A 19,588-nucleotide genomic window follows, 5' to 3' on the forward strand; every position below is an offset into this window, starting at 1 on the left:
ATTGATTATGAAATTCTTATATAAAACATTACTATGCTCGGCATTGGTAGGAGGGGCCGTATCCTGTACGAAAGACCTCGACCTTTCGCCGACGAACTCCATCACAGCAGACATTGCCTACAAAACGCCCGCGGACTACAAACAAGTACTGGCCAAGGTGTACGGGAGCTTCGCGCTGGCCGGTAACAACGGGATCAATGCATCCGACCTCGCGGGTATCGACCCGGGACAGGCCGATTTTCTAAGGCTCTTCTGGAACGCCCAGGAGCTTACTACCGATGAGGCGGCGTGTGTATGGAACGATCCCGGCATTCCCGACTTCCATAACCTGAACTGGACCGCGAGCAACGTATTGCTGAGCGCGCTTTACAACCGGAGCCTGTTTCATGTGACGGTCTGCAACGAGTTTATCCGCGAATCGTCGGATGAGAAGCTGGCCGGCAGGGGCATTGGCGGGCAGGATGCGGAGGAGATTCGCCGGTACCGTGCCGAAGCGCAGTTTTTGAGAGCATTCCAGTATTGGGTTTTGATGGACCTTTTCGGTAATCCTCCTTTTGTGACAGAAAAAGACCCCATCGGCAAATACATTCCGCCGCAGATCAAACGCGCCGACTTGTTTGCTTACGTGGAGTCGGAGCTCAAAGCAGCGGAAGCCACATTGGCAGAGCCGCGAAAAAACGAATATGGCCGTGTGGACAAAGCCGCGTCCTGGGCGTTGCTCGCACGCCTGTACCTGAATGCGGAGGTGTACCTGGGCAAAGGGCAGGGACGGTACAATGATGCGATCGCCTATTCCGAAAAGGTGATCAAATCGGGTTACTCACTTATGCCGGAGTACAAGCACTTATTCCTGGGCGATAATGATGTAGATAATCCGGAAGTGTTGCTGTCCATCAATTATGACGGGATCAAAACCCAGAACAATGGCGGCACGACCTTTATCATCAATGCGGGTATCAATGCGGCGATGAACCCGTCGTCGTTTGGTATTCCCAACGGCGGCTGGGGTGGTAACCGCGCTACCAAAAACCTTCCGTTGCGCTTCGGCGATTACAGCGGCAAGAAAGACAAGCGCGCGATGTTTTTCGGGCAGAAAATCGAAATGGACGATCCTTCCGTTTTCACCGACGGCCTGGCCATTACCAAATTCCGGAATATTACCCGGTCGGGCGCCATTGTGCCATCCTCGGGCAACTCGTTTTCATCGGTCGATTTCCCGCTTTTCCGCCTGGCCGAAATGTACCTGACTTACGCCGAAGCCGTGAAGCGCGGTGGAACAGGAGGCAACGAAGCCACTGCCGTTGCGTATTATAACAAACTGCGCGAGCGCGCCTACGGCAATGCGAGCGGCAATGTGACGGCCATTACCCTTAGTGATGTTCTCGATGAGCGCGGCCGGGAATTCTACTGGGAGGCGCACCGCCGCACCGATCTGGTACGGTACGGATTACTGACTTCCGGCAGCTATCTCTGGCCCTGGAAGGGGGGAGTAAAAGACGGGAGAGGGGTTTCGGAAAGTTTCAACCTGTTCCCGATCCCTGCCACAGACCTCATTGCAAACCCTAACCTCCAACAGAACCCATGATGAAGTACCGCAGCATATCAGTTTTGGCCTCATTGATGGCAATCGCCGTGATGTCGGCCTGCGAAAAGGATGAAATCAAAACCATTGCCACGCCAGGTTCCGCGGCGGTGCTTTCCGTGAACCAGCCGGTGCTGGAACTGAACAGCGTCAATGCCGAGAAAGAAGCCGTCGTTTTCTCCTGGACACCCGTGGACTACGGTTTTGCCAGTGTGATCAGCTACACCATTCAGCTGGATAAAAAAGGTAACAATTTTCAGAAGCCGGTGGAAATCAATGCCGGCAGCACTTTGAAAAAAGGGTTTACAACCAGCGAGATCAACGGGCTGATGATCAACAAACTCAAACTCACAGCCGGGCAGGCGGCGGACGTGGAAGCGCGGGTGATATCGTCACTGGGGACCTCGGCCGAACGCATGAATACGGTCTCGGCTACCCAGGCGCTATCCATCAAGCCGTATTTTGTAGTAATTGTATACCCCGCGATTTACGTGCCGGGCAGCCACCAGGGCTGGGCACCCGACAAGGCGCCGAAGCTGGTGTCGGTGAAGGACGATAAAAAATTCGAAGGATACGTTTACTTTCCGGATGAAACGACGGAGTTTAAATTTACCAATGCGCCGAACTGGAACGAGGGCGACTACGGTAGCGGAGGCCCCGGGAAATTGGGAACCAGTGGAAACCTGACGCAGAAAGGCTCGGGCTACTACCTGCTCAAAGCGGATCTGAACAATAGCACCTGGTCGTCGCTCAAAACCATTTGGGGTGTACTGGGCTCGGCAACCAAAGGCGGCTGGGATAAGGACCAGGACCTGACCTACGACCCGAAAACCGGCGCATGGACTGCAGAGGTAGCGCTTACCCAGGGAGAAATCAAATTCCGGGCGAATGACGACTGGACCCTGGCATATGGCGACGGTAATGCCGACGGCGTACCCGATACACTCGACAATGGGAATATCAAAGTCGATGCGGCCGGCACGTACATCATCAGCCTCAACCTGGGCAATGCGGGTAACTATACTTATTCTATCACGAAAAAATAACGCTCATCAGATTCATGGATTTTAAGCAGGTCAAAAGATGCTGTTTTGCCGTGCTGTGGCTCCTCACAGGGGCCGCGGCACAGGCGCAGCAAAGCAATCCTCCCGCCGTTTGCTATGAAATATTCGTCCGCTCCTTCGCCGATTCGAATGGAGACGGAATAGGGGATATCAACGGGATTACTTCCAAACTGGATTACCTGAAAGACCTGGGTGTAGATGCGCTCTGGCTCACGCCCATCTGCAAATCGCCGACTTACCACAAATATGATGTGACCGACTACCGGCAGATCGATCCCGAATATGGTACCATGGCTGATTTCGAAAGGCTGCTCTCGGAAGCGCACAAGCGGGGCATCCGGATCATCAAAGACCTGGTCGTGAACCATACCAGCGATCAGCACCCCTGGTTTCAGCAGGCACGGCAGGGAAAGCAGAGTCCTTACCGCGATTACTATGTGTGGCTTCCGCAAAAGACGATCGATTCGCTGGGCATTGCGACGCGCGAGAAATCGGGTGATTCGTGGGAGGTGAATCCCTGGCATGCGGTGAAAGAGGGTGGTGATGAAAAGTACTACGGTCTCTTTTGGAGCGGTATGCCGGATCTGAACTTTGATAATCCCAAAGTGCGTGCGGAGATTTACGACGTGGCCCGGTTCTGGCTGAACGAAGTCGGCGTGGACGGGTTCAGGCTCGACGCCGCCAAGCACATTTATCCCGATTGGGAGGCTGAAAAAAGCCATGCATTCTGGATCGAGTTCCGCAAAAAGGTCAGTAGCATCAAGCCGGATGTTTACCTGGTAGGAGAGGTTTGGTCGACGCCGGAGAAAGTTGCGCCCTATTTCAAAGGTCTTCCCGCCAACTTCAACATCGACGCGGCACTGGCTATTCACCAAATGCTCAAAACGGGACAATCAATTGACCTGATCAAGCAATTGCAACAAACGCATGCGGTTTACAAAAGAGCGAATCCGGACTTCATCGACGCTGTCTTCAACAACAACCACGACCATGTTCGCATCGGGACCACTGTGAATGGCGATATTCCGAAGATGAAACTCGCCGCAAGCCTGCTGCTCACGCTGCCTGGTGAACCCTACCTCTACTACGGCGAAGAAATAGGTATGCTCGGCAACAAACCTGACGAGAACATCCGAGAACCGTTTTTGTGGAAGGCCCCCGCAGAAGACAAGCTGCGCACACACTGGATGAAACCGTCATACTCCACCGACGATAAAGTCCGCAACCTGGAAGCCCAGATGAAGGCCCCTTCATCCATTTACAATCACTATAAAAAACTCCTCCAACTGCGTCACGAGTATCCCGCATTGCGCCAGGTAGCACCCGTGAACCTGGGTGACGCGGGCATCGCGCAGGAGCACATCATCGCATTCACGCGCCCGCATACGAGCGGGGACCTGCTGATCGTGCACAATGTGAGCGGGAGCGAAAAGACCGTAGAACTGCCCGCATCCGCCTCGGGCAAGAAGCTGCTGTTCGGGTCTTCTGAAAAGATCGAAGTGATCGGCAAGGCGGTTAAAATTCCGGCCTATGGCTCGGTGATTTTGCGATAAGTCAGGGCAGGAGTGAAGTTAATCTAAGCAGTCCCGGAATTGGTGGTAACCACTGGTTCCGGGATTTTGTTTATTTCTTAAAAAACTCCCCGAAATGCCACAGTATCCCCGAGGGATCATGGACGAAGCATTCGCGGCCCCAATAATCGACCCGGATCGGGGTTAGGCGCACATTCTGGTATTTCGCCGGAAGGTCGAGCTTGACAAGGTCGTCCCAGAAAATTTGGACATTCTCTACTTCGAGAAAGACCATCGTATTATCGATCCAGTCCTTGTTGAATGCATTTTGCAGATAAAAACCATAGTCGCCGCTTTTGAACAGCGACATAGCGGGAGAAAGTACCACTTCCTGGAATCCAAGGTCGCGGTAAAAGGCGCGTGAAACTTCGAAATCGGTAGCCCCGATGAACGGGCGGATTGACAATGCTTTGTGTTCCATAGGATATGCAATATTTCCAGTCAAAAGTAGGGCATAGGCAGGACTCCGCCACTTGATCGAAATCAAGAAATGACACCGTTCGCTATCGCATTCCTGGCCCTGCTGAGGGTTTCCGGTGTAATTTTAAGGTAAGACGCGATGATTTTGAGCGGAAATGTCTGTATTAACCTCGGGCGGTTATCGAGTAGGTGCCGGTACTTTTCCACCGGCGTCATGGACTGATCAAAAAAATGCATTCGCTGAAAAGCGCTTTCCAAAACCTTGTTGAGTTGTAAAAACGCGAGCGACTTGCCCGTTAGGTAGTGAATCGTTTCCAGGCTGATTTCGATGAAACGGCAATCGGTGTATGCCTCCATGAACAACGCGGACGGACGCTGCGAGATCAGGCTCTCATGGTTGAAGAACCATTCACCGGCAAGGTGGAGATCGATTATGTTATGTTCCAATTCGGGCAAGATATCGTACTGGCGGACGGCCCCTTCCAGCAGGTAACAGACGGTTCTGGCTATTTCCCCCTTCCGAAGCAGCAATTCATTTTTCCCGACCTCGCGCAATCGAACCTCCTTCTCAAAGAGCTCAACTTCACTGTCCCGGTAGGTTCCCGTCGCTCTTAAAATATCTCCATACATAGGCATTCGTCGTTTACGATACCCGAAAATACGAGATTTGCCGTTATGCGTTACTCCGAGCGGAGCACTTTCGCCGGATCTGTCAATGCGGCTTTTACGGCCTGGTAGCTCACGGTTAGCATGGAGAGCAGGAGTGCCAGGGCCGCCGATCCGCCGAAGATCCACCAGGGGATGGTTGAGCGATAATGATAGTTTTCCAGCATTTTCATCAGGAAATAATAACTTACCGGAGTGGCAACGGCAGCAGCGATAGCCGTCAGGTATACGAAGTCCTTGGCAATCAATGCCCATACGCCTGTAACCGAAGCGCCGAGTACCTTTCGTATGCCGATTTCACTCCGTCGCTGCTCGGCGGTGAACGCCGCAAGGCCGAACAGTCCCAAACAGGAAGTGAAAATGGCGATCGCCGCGAACAGAACCGTAAGCTTGCCAATGCGTTGCTCATTTTCAAACTTTAAGTCATATTGCTGATCCGCGAATTGAAAATCAAACACGTGGCCGGGCAAATGTTTATCGAACAACGCGCCCAGTTTAGAAGCAGGATTCTCTTCGGTTCTTCCGGCTTTTAGTTTGATATACAAATAATTAGGGGCGTAGGTCATGAAATAGATAGTCTGTTTCACCGGCTCATAGGGTGATTGCATGACCATATCGCGTATCACGCCCACAATGTGATATTCCGAATCATTGAAGGTCCCGTCTTTCCATCTGACGGTTTTCCCGACCGGGTTATCGAGTCCCATGTACTTCGCTGCCGACTGGTTGATAATAATTGCCGACGAATCGGAAACAAAGGCCTCCGAAAAATCACGTCCCTGCACAACCTCCCAACCGACTGTCCTGCCATATTGATGCGACGCCGCGATCACGGCAAACTCCTCGCGATCACCCGGCGATTTGCCTTGCCAGGTAAAGCCGTCCGCATTGGAAAGCACATCGGTGACCGGCCCTGAGGATTGGGCAACGGACGACACGATGCGGGAATGTAGCAGCTCATTTTTCAAGGCATCCAAGCCAGGGCTTCCCGGTGGAATCTTCACAAAGAGTAATCCGGCCTTGTCGTAACCTGTGGCCCTGCTTTGCCCGAACTGCATTTGCCGAAAAACGCCCGCTGCGGCAATGATCAGCGAAATCGAGATGGTGAATTGGAGCACTACAAGCACTTTTCTAGGCCGTGAAGAAAGCTTGCCAACACCCGCCACGCCAGCCTTCAATACTTTGACGGGCTTGAAAGAAGACAGGAAAAGGGCGGGATAACTACCGGCAACGAAACTCACCAATAGGCAAAAGGCGAGACCGGCCAGCAGGAAATAGGGGTTAAATGCCAGTCCGCCTGGCGAAATGAATTCGATCTGCTTGTAGGTAATCGCATTAAATGCAGGTAATGTCACCTCAACAAGCAGTAATGCGATCACAAATGACAGAACCACCACCGTGAGTGATTCAAAGATGAATTGAAAAATGAGTTGAACCCTCCTGGATCCCACGGCCTTTCTGACACCGATTTCTTTGGCTCGTTGCTCGGAGCGGGCTGTGCTCAGGTTCATAAAGTTGATGCAAGCCAGCAACAGCACAAAGGCGGCGATGGCTGAGAACAGCTTAATGTAATAAATGTGCCCTCCGGTGTTCACGCCATTTTCCCAGGAAGAATACAAATGCCATTTATCCATGGGATGTAACGAAATGAGGGATACAGTGCCGGCTGTGTTGGTTAAATGCTGATTCAATACCTGCTTTATTTTTTCGGAGGCAGCCTCTACGGTGGTATTTTTCCTCGTTTGGACGAGTATTTCAAAAGTGTTGACATTCCAGTTGTCTCTGAGCTTATCAACCCATTGTCTCCTGCGGGCCGACGCGAACAGTTTCCAGGGAGCGACGAACGATAAATTGTAGTAATCTGAATTCTGAGGGAAATCCTTATAAATCCCGGCCACCGTTGCGTCCAGTTCATTGTCTATTTTCAAAAGTTGACCAATGGGCTGGGTTGACCCAAATATCGAGGCCGCGGCAGATTCGGATAACAAGATCTGTGACGGGTTGTTGAGTGCGGCTACACTCCCGGCAACCATTTGAAGCGACAGGATTTTGGCGCCGTCGGGCTCCATAAACCGGCCTTTCTTTCTGAACTTGTTTCCGTTTGAGCTCAGTGAGTAATCTTCCGTGTCCCACGATACGGCAACGTGCTCGAAATCGGCAGCGAAGTGCTCCCGAAGCTCGGCGGCTAGGGGAAATGGTAGATTAGGCGAGCTGGCGACCTGCCCGTTTTGGGACACATGCGCCATCACGCGCGCTACGTGCGGGTAGTTTTTACTTCCTTTGTTGTAGTTCCATTCATCCCAAACCCAGAGGGAAATAAGTATGGTAACCGTCAGGGCGAGTGCCAGCCCCGATACGTTGATCAGCGAATAGACTTTGTTCTTTTGAAAATTTCTGAAAGCAATCTTAAAGTAGCTTTTGATCATATCGCTTTTGGGAGAAATCTGGAAACGGACATCTTTTCACTGACAAATATGGTGCCATTGTCTGGAAATGCCGCAAATGCAGAATTTACGGGCAGTGGTGTCCACTTCCGAACAATCATCTGTCCGTCACCGGGCGTTACAAATTCTTGTTCGCGGTTACAACCGTAAGGCATTTTTCCGAGTCTATTCCGCGATCGCCGCATGCTGCCGGCGGGTCGTGATTATAGGATATTAGGAAAAAATTAAAATATGCCGAGATGGTGATTTCCCGTTTTTCGTTGATCCGCCGCACTATATCTTTGGATCAAAACCCATCCCTAACAAGTACAATTGAGTAATGAAAAGAGTATCGGAATTCTTCTCGCGTGAGAAGGTTATTTTAGCCGTATACGTGCTGCTGAGCGTCATTATCGGTATTCAGCATTATGCGGGCGGCCCATTGAAGTATAATAATTTCCAGATTTTCAGGGCGGCACTCGGTCACCTGGCGCGGCATCAAAACCTCCACCTCGAATACCCACACGAGTACTTCGACCTGTTTCTGTACAATCCCACCTTTTGTATTTTTTTCGCACCGTTCTCATTTCTGCCTTTGCCGGTGAGTCTAGTCCTATGGCTCATCTGCTGTTCGCTGGCGCTTTTCTATGCCATCCGCAGCCTGCCGCTCGACTACGACAAAAAAGTATTCTTCTGGTGGTTCATCCTTTTCGAACTCGTGACTTCGCTCCACGGCCAGCAAACCAACCCGCTGATTGCGGCGCTGGGCCTGCTCACTTTCAGTTTTCTTGAAAACGGAAAAACCCGCTGGGCGGCATTGTTTCCATTGCTGGCTTTCTGCATCAAGGGCTACGGACTGATTTACGCCGGGATGTTCCTGTTTTATCCTCGTAAAGGGCAGTTTATAGGCTATTCGATACTATGGGCGGCGGTTTTGGCGGTTTTACCGCTTCCGGTGACGGGCATCGGCCATTTCGTGCAGGTTTATAAAGATTGGTACGGAATCCTCGTTGCCGACCATGCTGTGAACTACGGTTTCTCGATTATGGGCCTGCTGAAAGTGTGGATTCCTGCATTCTCTCCCGACGATGTGACCAAAGTACAGCTCGTGGGCGTGGTTTTGTTCGGCATTACCTGGTTGTTGTGTTTGTTCAGAAAGCAATATGCCACGCTGGATCAGCGGCTGCTTTTGCTCGCTTATGCATCGCTCTGGGTGATCGTGTTCAACCACGCGGCCGAATCGCCTACGTATGTGATCGCCATTCCGGGCGTCGTGCTCTTTCATATTGTCAACCGGGAGCGGCTGGCGCCCTGGTCTAAAATATTAGTGGTTCTGGTGTTCGTGTTTTGTATTCTGGCACCTACCGACATTTACCCGCCTTCCCTGCGCCGCAACTTTTTCGAGCCTTACCTGATCAAGGTAATCCCTTGTGTGCTGGTGTGGGCGGTTTTACAAACACAATTACTACTTCATCGACATGAAAACTGAAAATCAGCCGGGTATCAGCGTCGTGCTGCCCTGCTACAATCCCCTGCCAGGCTGGTGCGGGACACTGGAAACCCATATCCGGGAGCTGAATGCGAAATTGCCGGACAGGACCGTGCAGTACATCATTTCCAACGACGGCTCCACCCGCCTCGACCGAACAAATGTTGCGGCATTAAGCAGCCTGCCGGATGTTATCTTCCTCGACAATGCGGTCAATGAGGGCAAAGGCTCCGCGATCCGGAAAGGGACCCTTCGAGCCGAGGGCGATATCATCGTGTACACCGACATCGATTTCCCTTTCGGCACAGACCCGATCGTGGAAATGGTGCGGATATTTGAGAAAAACCCGCAATGCTGGTTTGTTTACGGTAATCGGAGTGCGGAGTATTTTAAAAAGCTGCCGCTCAAAAGAAGGCTGTTTTCGAAAGGGCTGCATTGGATGAACCGCCTTTTCCTGAACAAGCACATTACCGACACCCAGGCGGGTATCAAAGGCCTGCGCCGGGAAATACTGCCGGAGGTGCAGGGAACCAAAACCAACACGTTTGTTTTTGAAGTGGAACTGATCCGTAAGCTCATCCGGAAGGGCATCGGCATAGAGAAGGTGGAAGTTTCAGCCAATTCTTCCATTGTTTTCAGCGATTTTAGCATGAAAGTGCTGTTTCGCGAAGCGGTTAATTTTGCAAGAATCACGATCCTCGGAGGCCTATGGAACGATCTTTCGTAATGCTCACTTTCGACCTGGAAGAGTTTGATATTCCGGAAGAATACGGTCAGAAAGTATCCGAAACCGAGCAAATGCAAGTGACGCTGCGGGGTATGGAAAATGTGCTTTCCGTGCTTGATGCGCATCATATCCGCGCGACGTTCTTCACCACCGGGCATTTTGCCGCCGAAAACCCGGCATTGATCCGGCATCTGGCCCAAAAACACGAGATCGCCTCGCATGCGCTCCTGCATTCGCCCGCACACGTGTTCCGCGAGAGCGACATTATGGAATCCAGGCGCATATTGGAAGCTGTCAGCGGGCAAACGGTGAATGGGTTCCGCATGCCGCGCCTGAAACCGTTCGACCGGGCGGCCTTGGGCAGAGACGGCTTCCGCTACGATTCATCGCTGAATCCTACCTGGCTTCCGGGGCGCTATAACCTGCTGGGAGAGAACCCCCTGCCAAGCCGGACCGACGGCTTGATTGAGCTGCCGTGCTCCACCACGCCCTGGCTGCGTTTCCCGTTGTTCTGGCTGTCGTTCAAGAACCTGCCGCTCCGCATTTACGCCGCGCTATGCGGCTTCACGTTGAAAAAGCGCGGTAACCTGATGCTCTATTTTCATCCCTGGGAATTTGCCGACCTGAGCGCCTACACGCTGCCGGCGTATGTCAAAAACGTGGATGGCGATAAGTTGACGGCGAAACTCGACGGGCTGGTCAGCACCTTGAAAAAGCGTAATGCGGCTTTTGTGACCTGCAATGCTTTTTGCGACAAATGGGAAAGGGAATTTGCAGGGCAGGAATGACGCGGCTTTAACAGCGTTAAATAAATTAGCTTCATTGGGAACAGGCACTATGAGATCGTGAAGGAATAGCGGGGCCCGATTGTGCGGGATTGCGCCAATTTGATACATTTGCTTTTGAAATAATCCCTGCTTTGGATTAGGAAAGCAAGTCAGTATATTTTGCTCCGCGAGTAGCCGGCAGTAGTTAACTGCCGATATGCTGTTTCTTTGGTAGTCTCAAACAAGCTCCCGATGGTTGACCAATTTGTTTTGTGGAAGGATTTTAGGAACGGAGATGAAAAGGCTTTTGAGACCCTTCTGCATCTTTTTTACACGCCATTGTATGAATATGGGTTCCGTTTTCAAAAAGATGAATCCCGACTTCAGGACGCGCTGCACGACCTGATGATCAGCCTATGGGAGCGGCGTGAGCACCTGAATGATACCCCGAATCTTAGGCTTTACCTGTTCAAATCTTTCAGGCATCAGATATTCCGGGAGAAACAACAAAAAGCGCCGATGTCGATCGAGACGGAAGACAGTTTCCTGCCCATCGATTCCAGTTTCTTTTCCGAATCGGTGGAAGGAGAGATCATCCGCAATGAGGTCGATTTCGAAAAGCGTTCCAAAATTCAAAATGTGCTGGGGAAACTGACCAGCCGCCAGCAGGAGATACTTCACCTGAAATTTTACGAAAACCTTTCCAACGAGGAAATCGCCGAATTCCTGCAAATCGGCCGGCCGGCTGTGGCCAATCTCCTCTATCAGGCATCCAAACTCTTCCGGCTTCACTGGAATTCAGAGCTTGTGCTGGCTTTGCTTAGTTTTTGTCATTTATTGTAAGTCATTGATAGTTAGTTATTTGTATTTTTTCTTCAAAAAAAGTATAAATATTCGATTATTTTCTTGGTGTTTTTCTACCATTAGGGCAGTTGAGAACCATGAAGTAATGACAGACTACAAATTAGAAGATTTTTTAGCGGACGAGAATTTTCAGCAATGGGCACTGGCGGAAGAGCCTTTGGAAGGCAGCCGCTGGCAGCGCGCCAGCGAAACCAGTCCCGCCGTTGCGGCGCTGGTGCAGGAAGCCCGCCAGATTCTCATCGATTGGAAGCGGGAGTCGTCGGGGTTGACCGATGAGAAGAAGCTGCACGCAATTGAAAAAATACTCGATCAGGCGAAGGCGCCGCGCCGCACCCGGTTGGTGTTCTGGAAAAGGCCTGTTTACTGGGCGGCTGCCGTGGTGGTGCTGGCGGGTGGATTTACAGCCTGGCTGGTTTCGGAGCAAAAGAGCGAGCGCCGCTATCAATACGAAACCCTCACGAGCGCGGTAGCGGAAATCACGGAAGTGAAGAATACAGGCACACAAATTAAAAATGTTGTCCTGCCTGATCAGAGTAAGATACAACTGGCGCCCGGCGCAAGAATTTCCTATGCTGCCATGGATTCGGGCGGCCGGTTCAGGGACGTCTGGCTCGACGGAGAGGCGTTTTTCGAGGTGGTACGCATACCTTCGAAGCCATTCAGAGTGCGGGTGAACAAAATCCTGACGACCGTTCTGGGGACCAGTTTCCGGATCAGTAACAATGCCGACCAGGTTTCTGTGACCGTCACTTCCGGGAAAGTGTCGGTGCAGGAGAAGCTCAACGACCGGCATGAAAAAACGGGTGAAGTGATACTGCTTCCCAATGAGAAGGCGGTTTACCACGTTACCGACGGCAAGCTCACCAGGTCGCTGGCCGATGCACCGGAAGCATTGCAGGAGGTGCCCGACCTGGATTTTGAGGAAACACCCCTGCCGGAAATACTCGACAAGCTTCAACGCGTTTACGGAATCCAGTTCGAATACGACCGCGAGCAGTTCCGCGGCTGCCTGATGACCATCCCGCTGAATGGATTGCCGTTCTACGGCAAACTCGACCTGATCAGCACCACGACGAAGATCACGTATAAAGTAGAGGGAAACAAAATCCTGATAACCGGCAACGGGTGTAGTCAATAGTATATCCCCATCCGGTGGGGCGAATGCAGCTTATTGTCCATTTAAACCGAAAGCCTATGAACTGAAAATAACCTTTACATTCTATAAAAAAAGCCGACGATGTTGCCTCATCGTCGGCCTGTAAATCCCTGAGCCGGCCTGATATGCTACTCCTTAACGAATTAAGGGGCGGGGATGGTTTTGTCTTGAAAAATCTAAAACCGATGTTAATTTATGAAAAACACGAGTATCCAACGACATCATTGTGTCAAATTTATCATGAAGATTAGTCTGCCTCTGATTTTGGCCTTTTGCCTGGGCCAGATGGTTTTTGCCAGGACCGGCTTCGGGCAGGAAGCTTTATCGAAGAAAATCACAATTAATATAACCAACGGCGAGTTCAAATCGGTCCTCCGCCTGATATCGCGTAAAGCCAATGTAAAGTTCTCTTACGTGTCGTCGTCGTTGGTCGATCGTAAAATATCCATTTCTGCGGCCGACGAGCCTCTTGGGAAGATTCTTGAAAAAATCGCCAGACAGGCGGAGGTGACTTACACGGTATCCGGGCAGTACATTATCCTGAGCAAGGAAACGAGGCAGGAAATAAAACCCGGTGACGAATCCCGTCCGCAAACGCAGCTGCTCCCCGAGGAAACCGGCGGCGAGAAAATGCTGATCGACCAGGCCATCCGCGGGAGGGTAACCAGCCAGAACGGTGAACCGCTGCCGGGGGTAACCGTTGCTGTAAAGGGAACGCAGATCGGCACGGTGAGCCAGGAAGATGGTACGTACCAGATTATCTTGCCTGACAATGTAAGCAAGCTCTCATTTTCCATGGTGGGCTTCGTGGAGCAGGAGGTTGAAATCCACGGAAACAAACGAGTGGATATTATCTTGAAAGACAAGGTCGACGACCTCGAAGAAGTGGTGGTAGTCGGGTTTGGAACGCAGCGAAAGGCGAGCGTAGTAGGGGCTATCACCTCCATCAGTCCGGGTAAACTCAAACTGGGCACCTCGCGCTCGGTCAGTAACAACCTGGCCGGTCAGCTGGCCGGTATTATCGGTGTGCAGCGCTCGGGTGAGCCGGGTTACGACAATTCCAGCTTCTGGATCCGGGGGATCAGCACCTTCGGCGGTAACAGGAGCCCGCTGATACTGGTCGACGGGGTAGAAAGATCGCTGAACAACATCGATCCGGAAGAAATAGAATCGTTTTCCATTCTCAAAGATGCGGCAGCGAGCGCGGTGTATGGGGTAAGAGGCGCCAACGGTGTGATCCTCGTCAATACCAAAAGAGGCAAGGTAGGAACGCCCAAAGTATCGCTGCGCCACGAGCAGGCCATCACGCAGCCCGTAAAACTTCCCCAGTTCATCGGGGCCGCGCGGTACCTGGAAATCATGAATGGCATCCGCACCGAAAACGGGCAGCCGGAGATCTATTCAAAGGAAGTGATCGACGCTTACCGGAATCAGACCGATCCCGACCTTTACCCGGATGTGAACTGGCTGGACGCCATTTCGCAAAACCACGCGTCGAATATGCGCACGAATATGACCGTGTCGGGTGGGAGCAATATCCTGCGTTACGCGCTGGTGGCGAGCTACTATGGCGAGAACGGAATTATCGCCAGGGACAAGGCCCAAAGCTGGGACTCGTCGATCAAACTGAAACGCTACAATATCCGGTCGAATGTCGATGTGGATCTGTCTCCGACCACGCTTTTGAGGTTCAATATCGGGGGATATTTGCAGGACCGCAATGTTCCGCCCACTTCCATCGACAACCTGTTTCAGCAGGCATTCATTACGCCTCCCTTTGTGCACCCGACCCGGTACAGCAGCGGGGAGATCCCCAAGGTACCCGAGCGCGAGAACCCGTGGTCGCTGGCGACCCAGCAGGGGTACCAGCGATTCAGCGAAAGCAAAATCGAGTCGTTGCTTTCACTGGAACAGGATTTAGGTAAATTTCTGAAAGGCCTGAAAGCACGGGGAACGTTTTCATTCGACCGTTTTTCCAATACTTCCGTCTCCCGGAGCAAAGAGCCCGATTACTACAATCCTGCCACATCCCGTGATGCCAACGGTAACCTGGTGCTTTCCATTTACCGGTACGGGCAGCCGTTTCTGGGGTATAGTACCTCGTCGGATTGGGGGAACAAAAGCCTTTACATAGAAGGTAATGTGTTTTATCAGAACAATTTCGGCAAGAGCATCATTGAAGCGATGCTGTTATACAACCAGCGAAATTATGAAGACGGCTCATCTCTGCCGTTCCGTAATCAGGGCTCGGCGGGAAGGTTCTCCTATTCCTACGACAACCGGTACGTGGTGGAAGTCAATTTCGGGTACAATGGGTCGGAGAACTTTGCCCGCGGAAAACGTTTCGGTTTTTTCCCGTCGGTGGCGCTCGGGTGGCTGATCTCGGAAGAACCCTTCATGAAGTCCATTAATCACATAGTCAACAAGTTGAAGATCCGGGGCTCGTACGGGCTGGTCGGTAATGACCGGCTCGACGGGCGCCGTTTTGCCTACATTACTACTGTGGGCACTACCGGCGGCTACAAATGGGGCGTGAACAACGACTACCAGCGGCAAGGCAGGCAGGAAGGGGAGCAGGGAAGCGCCGATCTGACCTGGGAAACGGTCAAAAAGCTCAATGTCGGCCTGGAACTCAGCCTTTGGCAGGCCCTGGATGTTCAGGTAGATGTTTTTCATGATAATCGCGAGAACATCTTTATGCAGCGCAGGAGTGTGCCCGGGTCCAGCGGATTCATCAATCTGCCGTGGGCCAATTTCGGAAGGGTGAGCAACAAGGGGATCGATTTGTCGATTGATTACAACAAAAGCATTACCAAACAGCTGAGCGTGGCGCTGAGAGGCACATTTACGTATGCGGTTAACAAAATACTGGAACAAGACGAGGCCATTGCCGTGAAAGGAACAACCCGGTCTTCGACCGGCAAGCCTGTTGGCCAGTTGTTTGGACTGATCGCGGAACGGCTGCTGACCAACGATGACTTTGCCGATATCGCCGCCGGGGTGCTGAAAGACGGTGTACCCGTGCAAACCTTTGGCCCGGTCCGTCCCGGAGACATCAAATACAAAGACCTGAATGGCGATGGGAAGGTCAACTCACTCGATCAGACTGCGATAGGCGGTACCTACGATCCGCAGATCGTCTACGGGCTCGGCGCGAGCATTCGCTACAAGGCGATCGACCTGGGTTTTTTCTTCCAGGGCAATGCCCGTACCTACCGGATCATCGGCGGGGCTAACTTCATCCCCGGCAGCGCCAACGGGTCCATGGGCAATATCCTGACCAACGTCGACGACCGGTGGACAGTCGAGAATCCCCGCCAGGACGTGTTCTATCCACGCCTTTCGACTTACCAGAATGCCAATAACAATGAGAGTTCTACCTGGTGGCTGAGGGATATGCGCATGCTCCGTATGAAAAATGTGGAATTGGGTGTTACTGCCGGGAAGTCGTTTCTGAGCAGGATTAAGATCGAAGGACTCAGGGTATTCGTGAGGGGCAACAACCTGCTGACGCTGTCGCCATTTAAACTATGGGATCCGGAAGTAGATGCGGTGAACGGCTTACGCTATCCGATCATGAAGTCTTACTCAGCAGGTTTGGAAATTACATTTTAAGATAGAATTATCTGGTTATGAAAAGAATATATATAAAAGTGCTGGTGGCGACCCTGTTATTGAACGGAATTGTTTCATGCAACTATCTGGACAAAATGCCGGAAGATCAGCTGACTGTCGACATGGTTTTCAACGACAAGGTGCGCACGGAAGAATGGTTGGCCGGGGTGTATTCCAGCATTCCTGATCCCTATTGGGGAAATATGCGTTCGATCGGTTACGATCCATTGTCCGATGACGCCGCGCCTTCCACGGGCTGGGAGCAGTTCGGCTGGAATGTCGTTTCCAAACAAATCGGCAACTGGAGTCCGGCCAGTTCGTGGGATGCCAACTATTGGGTAGCACTTCCCCAGCGGATCCGGTCGGCCTATATTTTCATCAATAATGTGAAGCCGAATGTAGCCCAGCAATTGAGCGAGGCCGATGTTCAGCTGATGAAGAATGAGGCCCGCTTTCTGATTGCCTATTATCACACCTTAATGCTGGAAGCTTACGGCAGCATTCCGTTGCAGCTGGGCTTGGTATCGGCGGATGCTTCTGCTGAGGAGCTGATGGTAGGGCAAACCCGCTTTGATACGGTGGTGGATTGGATCGATAAGGAACTTAAAGACCTTTCGGGTGTCTTGCCGGCGAGCCATGCGGAGGCGCAGAAGTTCGGCAGGGCTACGAGTGTGATGTGCCTGGCCGTCCGGGCCCGCCTGCTGCTGCTCGCCGCGAGCCCGCTCGTGAATGGGAACAAGGATTACGCCGGGTTTGTCAACAACAAAGGGGAGGAAATATTCAACACCAATTATAATGCCCAAAAATGGACCCGTGCCGCCGACGCCTGCCGGGAGCTCATCCAGCTGGCCGAATCCAACGGGCATAAGCTGTATTATGAATACAATACCGACGGGACCATTGACCCGTTTATGTCCTATCAGAATATGCTTTTCAAAAGAAGTACGGACGGTAACAGCGAAATCCTTTTCGCCCGGCCCGATTGCAATACGTGGGAATACGACAAGCATTCCAATCCCCGGGGCGCTGCCGGAAACGGCGGACTGGGGGTGACGCAGTCGCTGGTGGATGCCTTTTTTATGAAAAACGGATTACCGATCACCGATGCGGCTTCGGGCTATACCGAAAAGGGTTTTTCGACAGCGGCCGATGTCCGTAATACCAAATGGGCGGAAGCACAGGGCAACGGGCAGGTCGCATTGGCGGGGACGTTCAATATGTATGTCAATCGGGAACCCCGCTTTTATATTTCGGTGCTTTACAACGGGTCGTGGATCAAGCGGGAAAAGCGAACGACCGATTTCTACTCCGGTGCTATCGACGGCGGACCTACTCACGATGGCCCTCAGAATGGCTACCTGCTCCGCAAGAAAGTACATCCCGACCACGACCCGCGCAACAGTATCAATCCCTACCGCCCGGGAATACTGTACCGGCTGGGAGAGGCCTATCTCAACTACGCCGAGGCTTTGAACGAAAGCAGCCCCGGCCATGCCGATATTCTCAAGTATGTGAACCTGATCCGGGAAAGGGGGGGCATACCTGCATTGAAGAGTGGACTCTCGCAGGATGCCATACGCGCGGCGATCAGGCGCGAGCGGCGCGTCGAGCTCAACTGTGAGGGTACGCGCTACGCGGATATCCGCCGGTGGAAAATCGGGGAGGAGGCATTGAACGGCAACTTCTGGGGCATGAATTTTTCAGGTACCGAAAAAGACGATTCGGCCAATAACGCCAAGGCTTTCTTTAAAAGGACCGTGTACCAAAAGCGGGTATTCACCAAGAAGAATTACTGGTTCCCGATTCCCCAATCGGAAATCGATAAGAACCCGAACCTGGTCCAGAATCCTTTCTGGTAGGCGGGAAGATGGCTTTAATAAATGCAACATTGTTGCATTTATGTATTGAGGTTTATAATTTGCAACATTGTTGCAAATTATAAACCTTTTTTATGAACCATAACAAAATGCCCGTTACCGTCCTAAGCGGATTTCTGGGTGCCGGAAAAACGACTTTACTGAACCACATCCTGCATAACAGGCAGGGGATGAAAGTGGCTGTAATCGTGAACGATATGAGCGAAATCAATGTGGATGCCCGCTTGTTAGAAGGGGAGCATACACTTAGCCGGACGAACGAACGGCTGGTTGAAATGTCCAATGGCTGCATTTGCTGCACGCTCAGGGAAGACCTCATGGTGGAGGTGGAGAAGCTCGCGAAGGAGAACCGGTTCGACTATCTGCTGATCGAGAGCACGGGTATTTCGGAGCCGGTACCCATTGCACAGACATTCAGTTTCGTGGACGAGCAAAGCGGCATAGATTTGTCGCGCTGGGCGACGATCGACTGTATGGTGACCGTCGTGGATGCATTCAATTTTGCCAGGGATTTTGGCTCGATGGACACCGTGGCGAGCCGCAAACTGAATGAGGACCCGGATCACCGCACGATCGTGAACCTGCTGACCGATCAGATCGAATTTGCCGACGTCATTATCCTCAATAAGACTGATCTCGTTGCGCTTCCAAAGCTGAAAGAGCTGCACGCGATCATCAAGGCGCTCAACCCGGGTGCACAGATCATTGAAAGCAGCTTTTCGAAAGTTGATATAGACCAAATTGTGAATACCGGGTTGTTCGACTACGGGCAGGCGGAACAGAATGCAGGCTGGATTCGTGAATTGGAAAAAGCCGGAAATGCGGGTCATGTGCCGGAAACGGAGGAATATGGTATCAGCTCATTCGTGTTCCGCAATGCGCGCCCATTTCACCCGAAGCGCTTTTGGGATTACATACAACAAAACTGGCCCGCGGGTATTATCCGCAGCAAAGGGCTGTTCTGGCTGGCATCGCGGACGAGCCAGGCACTCAACTGGAGCCAGGCGGGCGGTTCGGTGCGGGCCGAATCGGCAGGGGTGTGGTGGGCCAGCATGCCCGCCGAGCAAAGGAGGCGGTATCAGGCGTATATCGATAACCGGGACGTTATCGAAGCAAGATGGGGTCAGTTTGGCGACCGGATCAACGAGCTCGTGCTGATCGGACAGGATTTGGATCAGCACCAGATCACCGCCGAACTGGAAGCCTGCCTGTGCACGGAGCGCGAAATAGGCCTCATGGAAAACGGGATGCGGTTCGCCGACCCATTCCCCGGTTTGTGACAAAATGCGCTTCTTTGCTGCGTTTTTTGTAAGACGATATCAGAAACTGCCTACATTTGCGATGTGCCCGTTTGGTGTGCGATCATA

Annotated in this window: 14 protein-coding genes; 11 read left to right on the forward strand and 3 right to left on the reverse strand. The window is 52.1% G+C overall.

The genetic code is table 11. From position 1 onward, the window contains the following. Positions 1–7 precede the first annotated feature (7 nt). Genes CLV60_RS07390 through CLV60_RS07400 form a run of 3 tightly spaced genes read left to right on the forward strand, consistent with a single transcriptional unit; the run spans position 8 to position 4,199 of the window. The gene (locus CLV60_RS07390; RefSeq protein ID WP_106594730.1) at positions 8–1,585 is read left to right on the forward strand and encodes a RagB/SusD family nutrient uptake outer membrane protein; all 1,578 of its coding nucleotides are present in this window, start codon (positions 8–10) and stop codon (positions 1,583–1,585) included. Further along, positions 1,582–2,628, forward strand: coding sequence for a SusE domain-containing protein (locus tag CLV60_RS07395; RefSeq protein ID WP_106594731.1), 1,047 nt, complete (start codon positions 1,582–1,584; stop codon positions 2,626–2,628). The genes CLV60_RS07390 and CLV60_RS07395 overlap by 4 nt, the downstream gene beginning before the upstream one ends. A gap of 14 nt (positions 2,629–2,642) precedes the next feature. Then, a complete protein-coding gene (locus CLV60_RS07400; protein WP_106594732.1) occupies positions 2,643–4,199 on the forward strand; it encodes an alpha-amylase family glycosyl hydrolase in 1,557 nt (518 codons plus the stop codon). Between the two features lie 70 nt (positions 4,200–4,269). Here CLV60_RS07400 and CLV60_RS07405 read toward each other — a convergent pair whose 3' ends face one another. The 3 genes from CLV60_RS07405 to CLV60_RS07415 form a co-directional block, all read right to left on the reverse strand. Continuing rightward, positions 4,270–4,638, reverse strand: a complete 369-nt coding sequence (locus CLV60_RS07405; protein WP_106594733.1) for a VOC family protein — start codon at positions 4,636–4,638, stop codon at positions 4,270–4,272. Between the two features lie 62 nt (positions 4,639–4,700). Next, entirely contained in the window at positions 4,701–5,267 is a 567-nt protein-coding gene (locus CLV60_RS07410; protein WP_170118728.1) for a Crp/Fnr family transcriptional regulator, read from the reverse strand. Positions 5,268–5,317: 50 nt separating this feature from the next. After that, positions 5,318–7,729 (reverse strand): ABC transporter permease, encoded by a 2,412-nt coding sequence (locus tag CLV60_RS07415; protein WP_106594735.1) that lies wholly within the window; start codon positions 7,727–7,729, stop codon positions 5,318–5,320. Positions 7,730–8,066: 337 nt separating this feature from the next. On the opposite strand from CLV60_RS07415, the gene CLV60_RS07420 reads away from it, so the two are divergent. The 8 genes from CLV60_RS07420 to CLV60_RS07455 all read left to right on the forward strand — a co-directional run bounded on the left by CLV60_RS07420 (position 8,067) and on the right by CLV60_RS07455 (position 19,501). Further along, positions 8,067–9,215: a glycosyltransferase family 87 protein gene (locus CLV60_RS07420; RefSeq protein ID WP_106594736.1), complete on the forward strand. Its 1,149-nt coding sequence runs from the start codon at positions 8,067–8,069 to the stop codon at positions 9,213–9,215. After that, the gene (locus tag CLV60_RS07425) at positions 9,205–9,942 is read left to right on the forward strand and encodes a glycosyltransferase family 2 protein (protein WP_106594737.1); all 738 of its coding nucleotides are present in this window, start codon (positions 9,205–9,207) and stop codon (positions 9,940–9,942) included. Before CLV60_RS07420 ends, CLV60_RS07425 begins: the two co-directional genes overlap by 11 nt. Next, positions 9,924–10,730 (forward strand): polysaccharide deacetylase family protein, encoded by an 807-nt coding sequence (locus tag CLV60_RS07430; RefSeq protein WP_106594738.1) that lies wholly within the window; start codon positions 9,924–9,926, stop codon positions 10,728–10,730. Before CLV60_RS07425 ends, CLV60_RS07430 begins: the two co-directional genes overlap by 19 nt. 231 nt (positions 10,731–10,961) lie before the next feature. Beyond that, positions 10,962–11,552, forward strand: coding sequence for an RNA polymerase sigma factor (locus tag CLV60_RS07435; protein WP_106594739.1), 591 nt, complete (start codon positions 10,962–10,964; stop codon positions 11,550–11,552). A gap of 106 nt (positions 11,553–11,658) precedes the next feature. Then, on the forward strand, positions 11,659–12,711 hold the full coding sequence (locus CLV60_RS07440) for a FecR family protein (RefSeq protein ID WP_106594740.1): 1,053 nt from the start codon (positions 11,659–11,661) through the stop codon (positions 12,709–12,711). Between the two features lie 258 nt (positions 12,712–12,969). Beyond that, positions 12,970–16,344, forward strand: a complete 3,375-nt coding sequence (locus tag CLV60_RS07445; RefSeq protein WP_211302208.1) for a SusC/RagA family TonB-linked outer membrane protein — start codon at positions 12,970–12,972, stop codon at positions 16,342–16,344. A 17-nt stretch (positions 16,345–16,361) separates the two neighbouring features. Continuing rightward, entirely contained in the window at positions 16,362–18,203 is a 1,842-nt protein-coding gene (locus tag CLV60_RS07450; protein WP_106594741.1) for a RagB/SusD family nutrient uptake outer membrane protein, read from the forward strand. A gap of 92 nt (positions 18,204–18,295) precedes the next feature. Continuing rightward, positions 18,296–19,501: a GTP-binding protein gene (locus tag CLV60_RS07455; RefSeq protein ID WP_106594742.1), complete on the forward strand. Its 1,206-nt coding sequence runs from the start codon at positions 18,296–18,298 to the stop codon at positions 19,499–19,501. Positions 19,502–19,588 lie beyond the last annotated feature (87 nt).

This window comes from Dyadobacter jiangsuensis (assembly GCF_003014695.1).
Taxonomy (GTDB): Bacteria; Bacteroidota; Bacteroidia; order Cytophagales; family Spirosomataceae; genus Dyadobacter; species Dyadobacter jiangsuensis.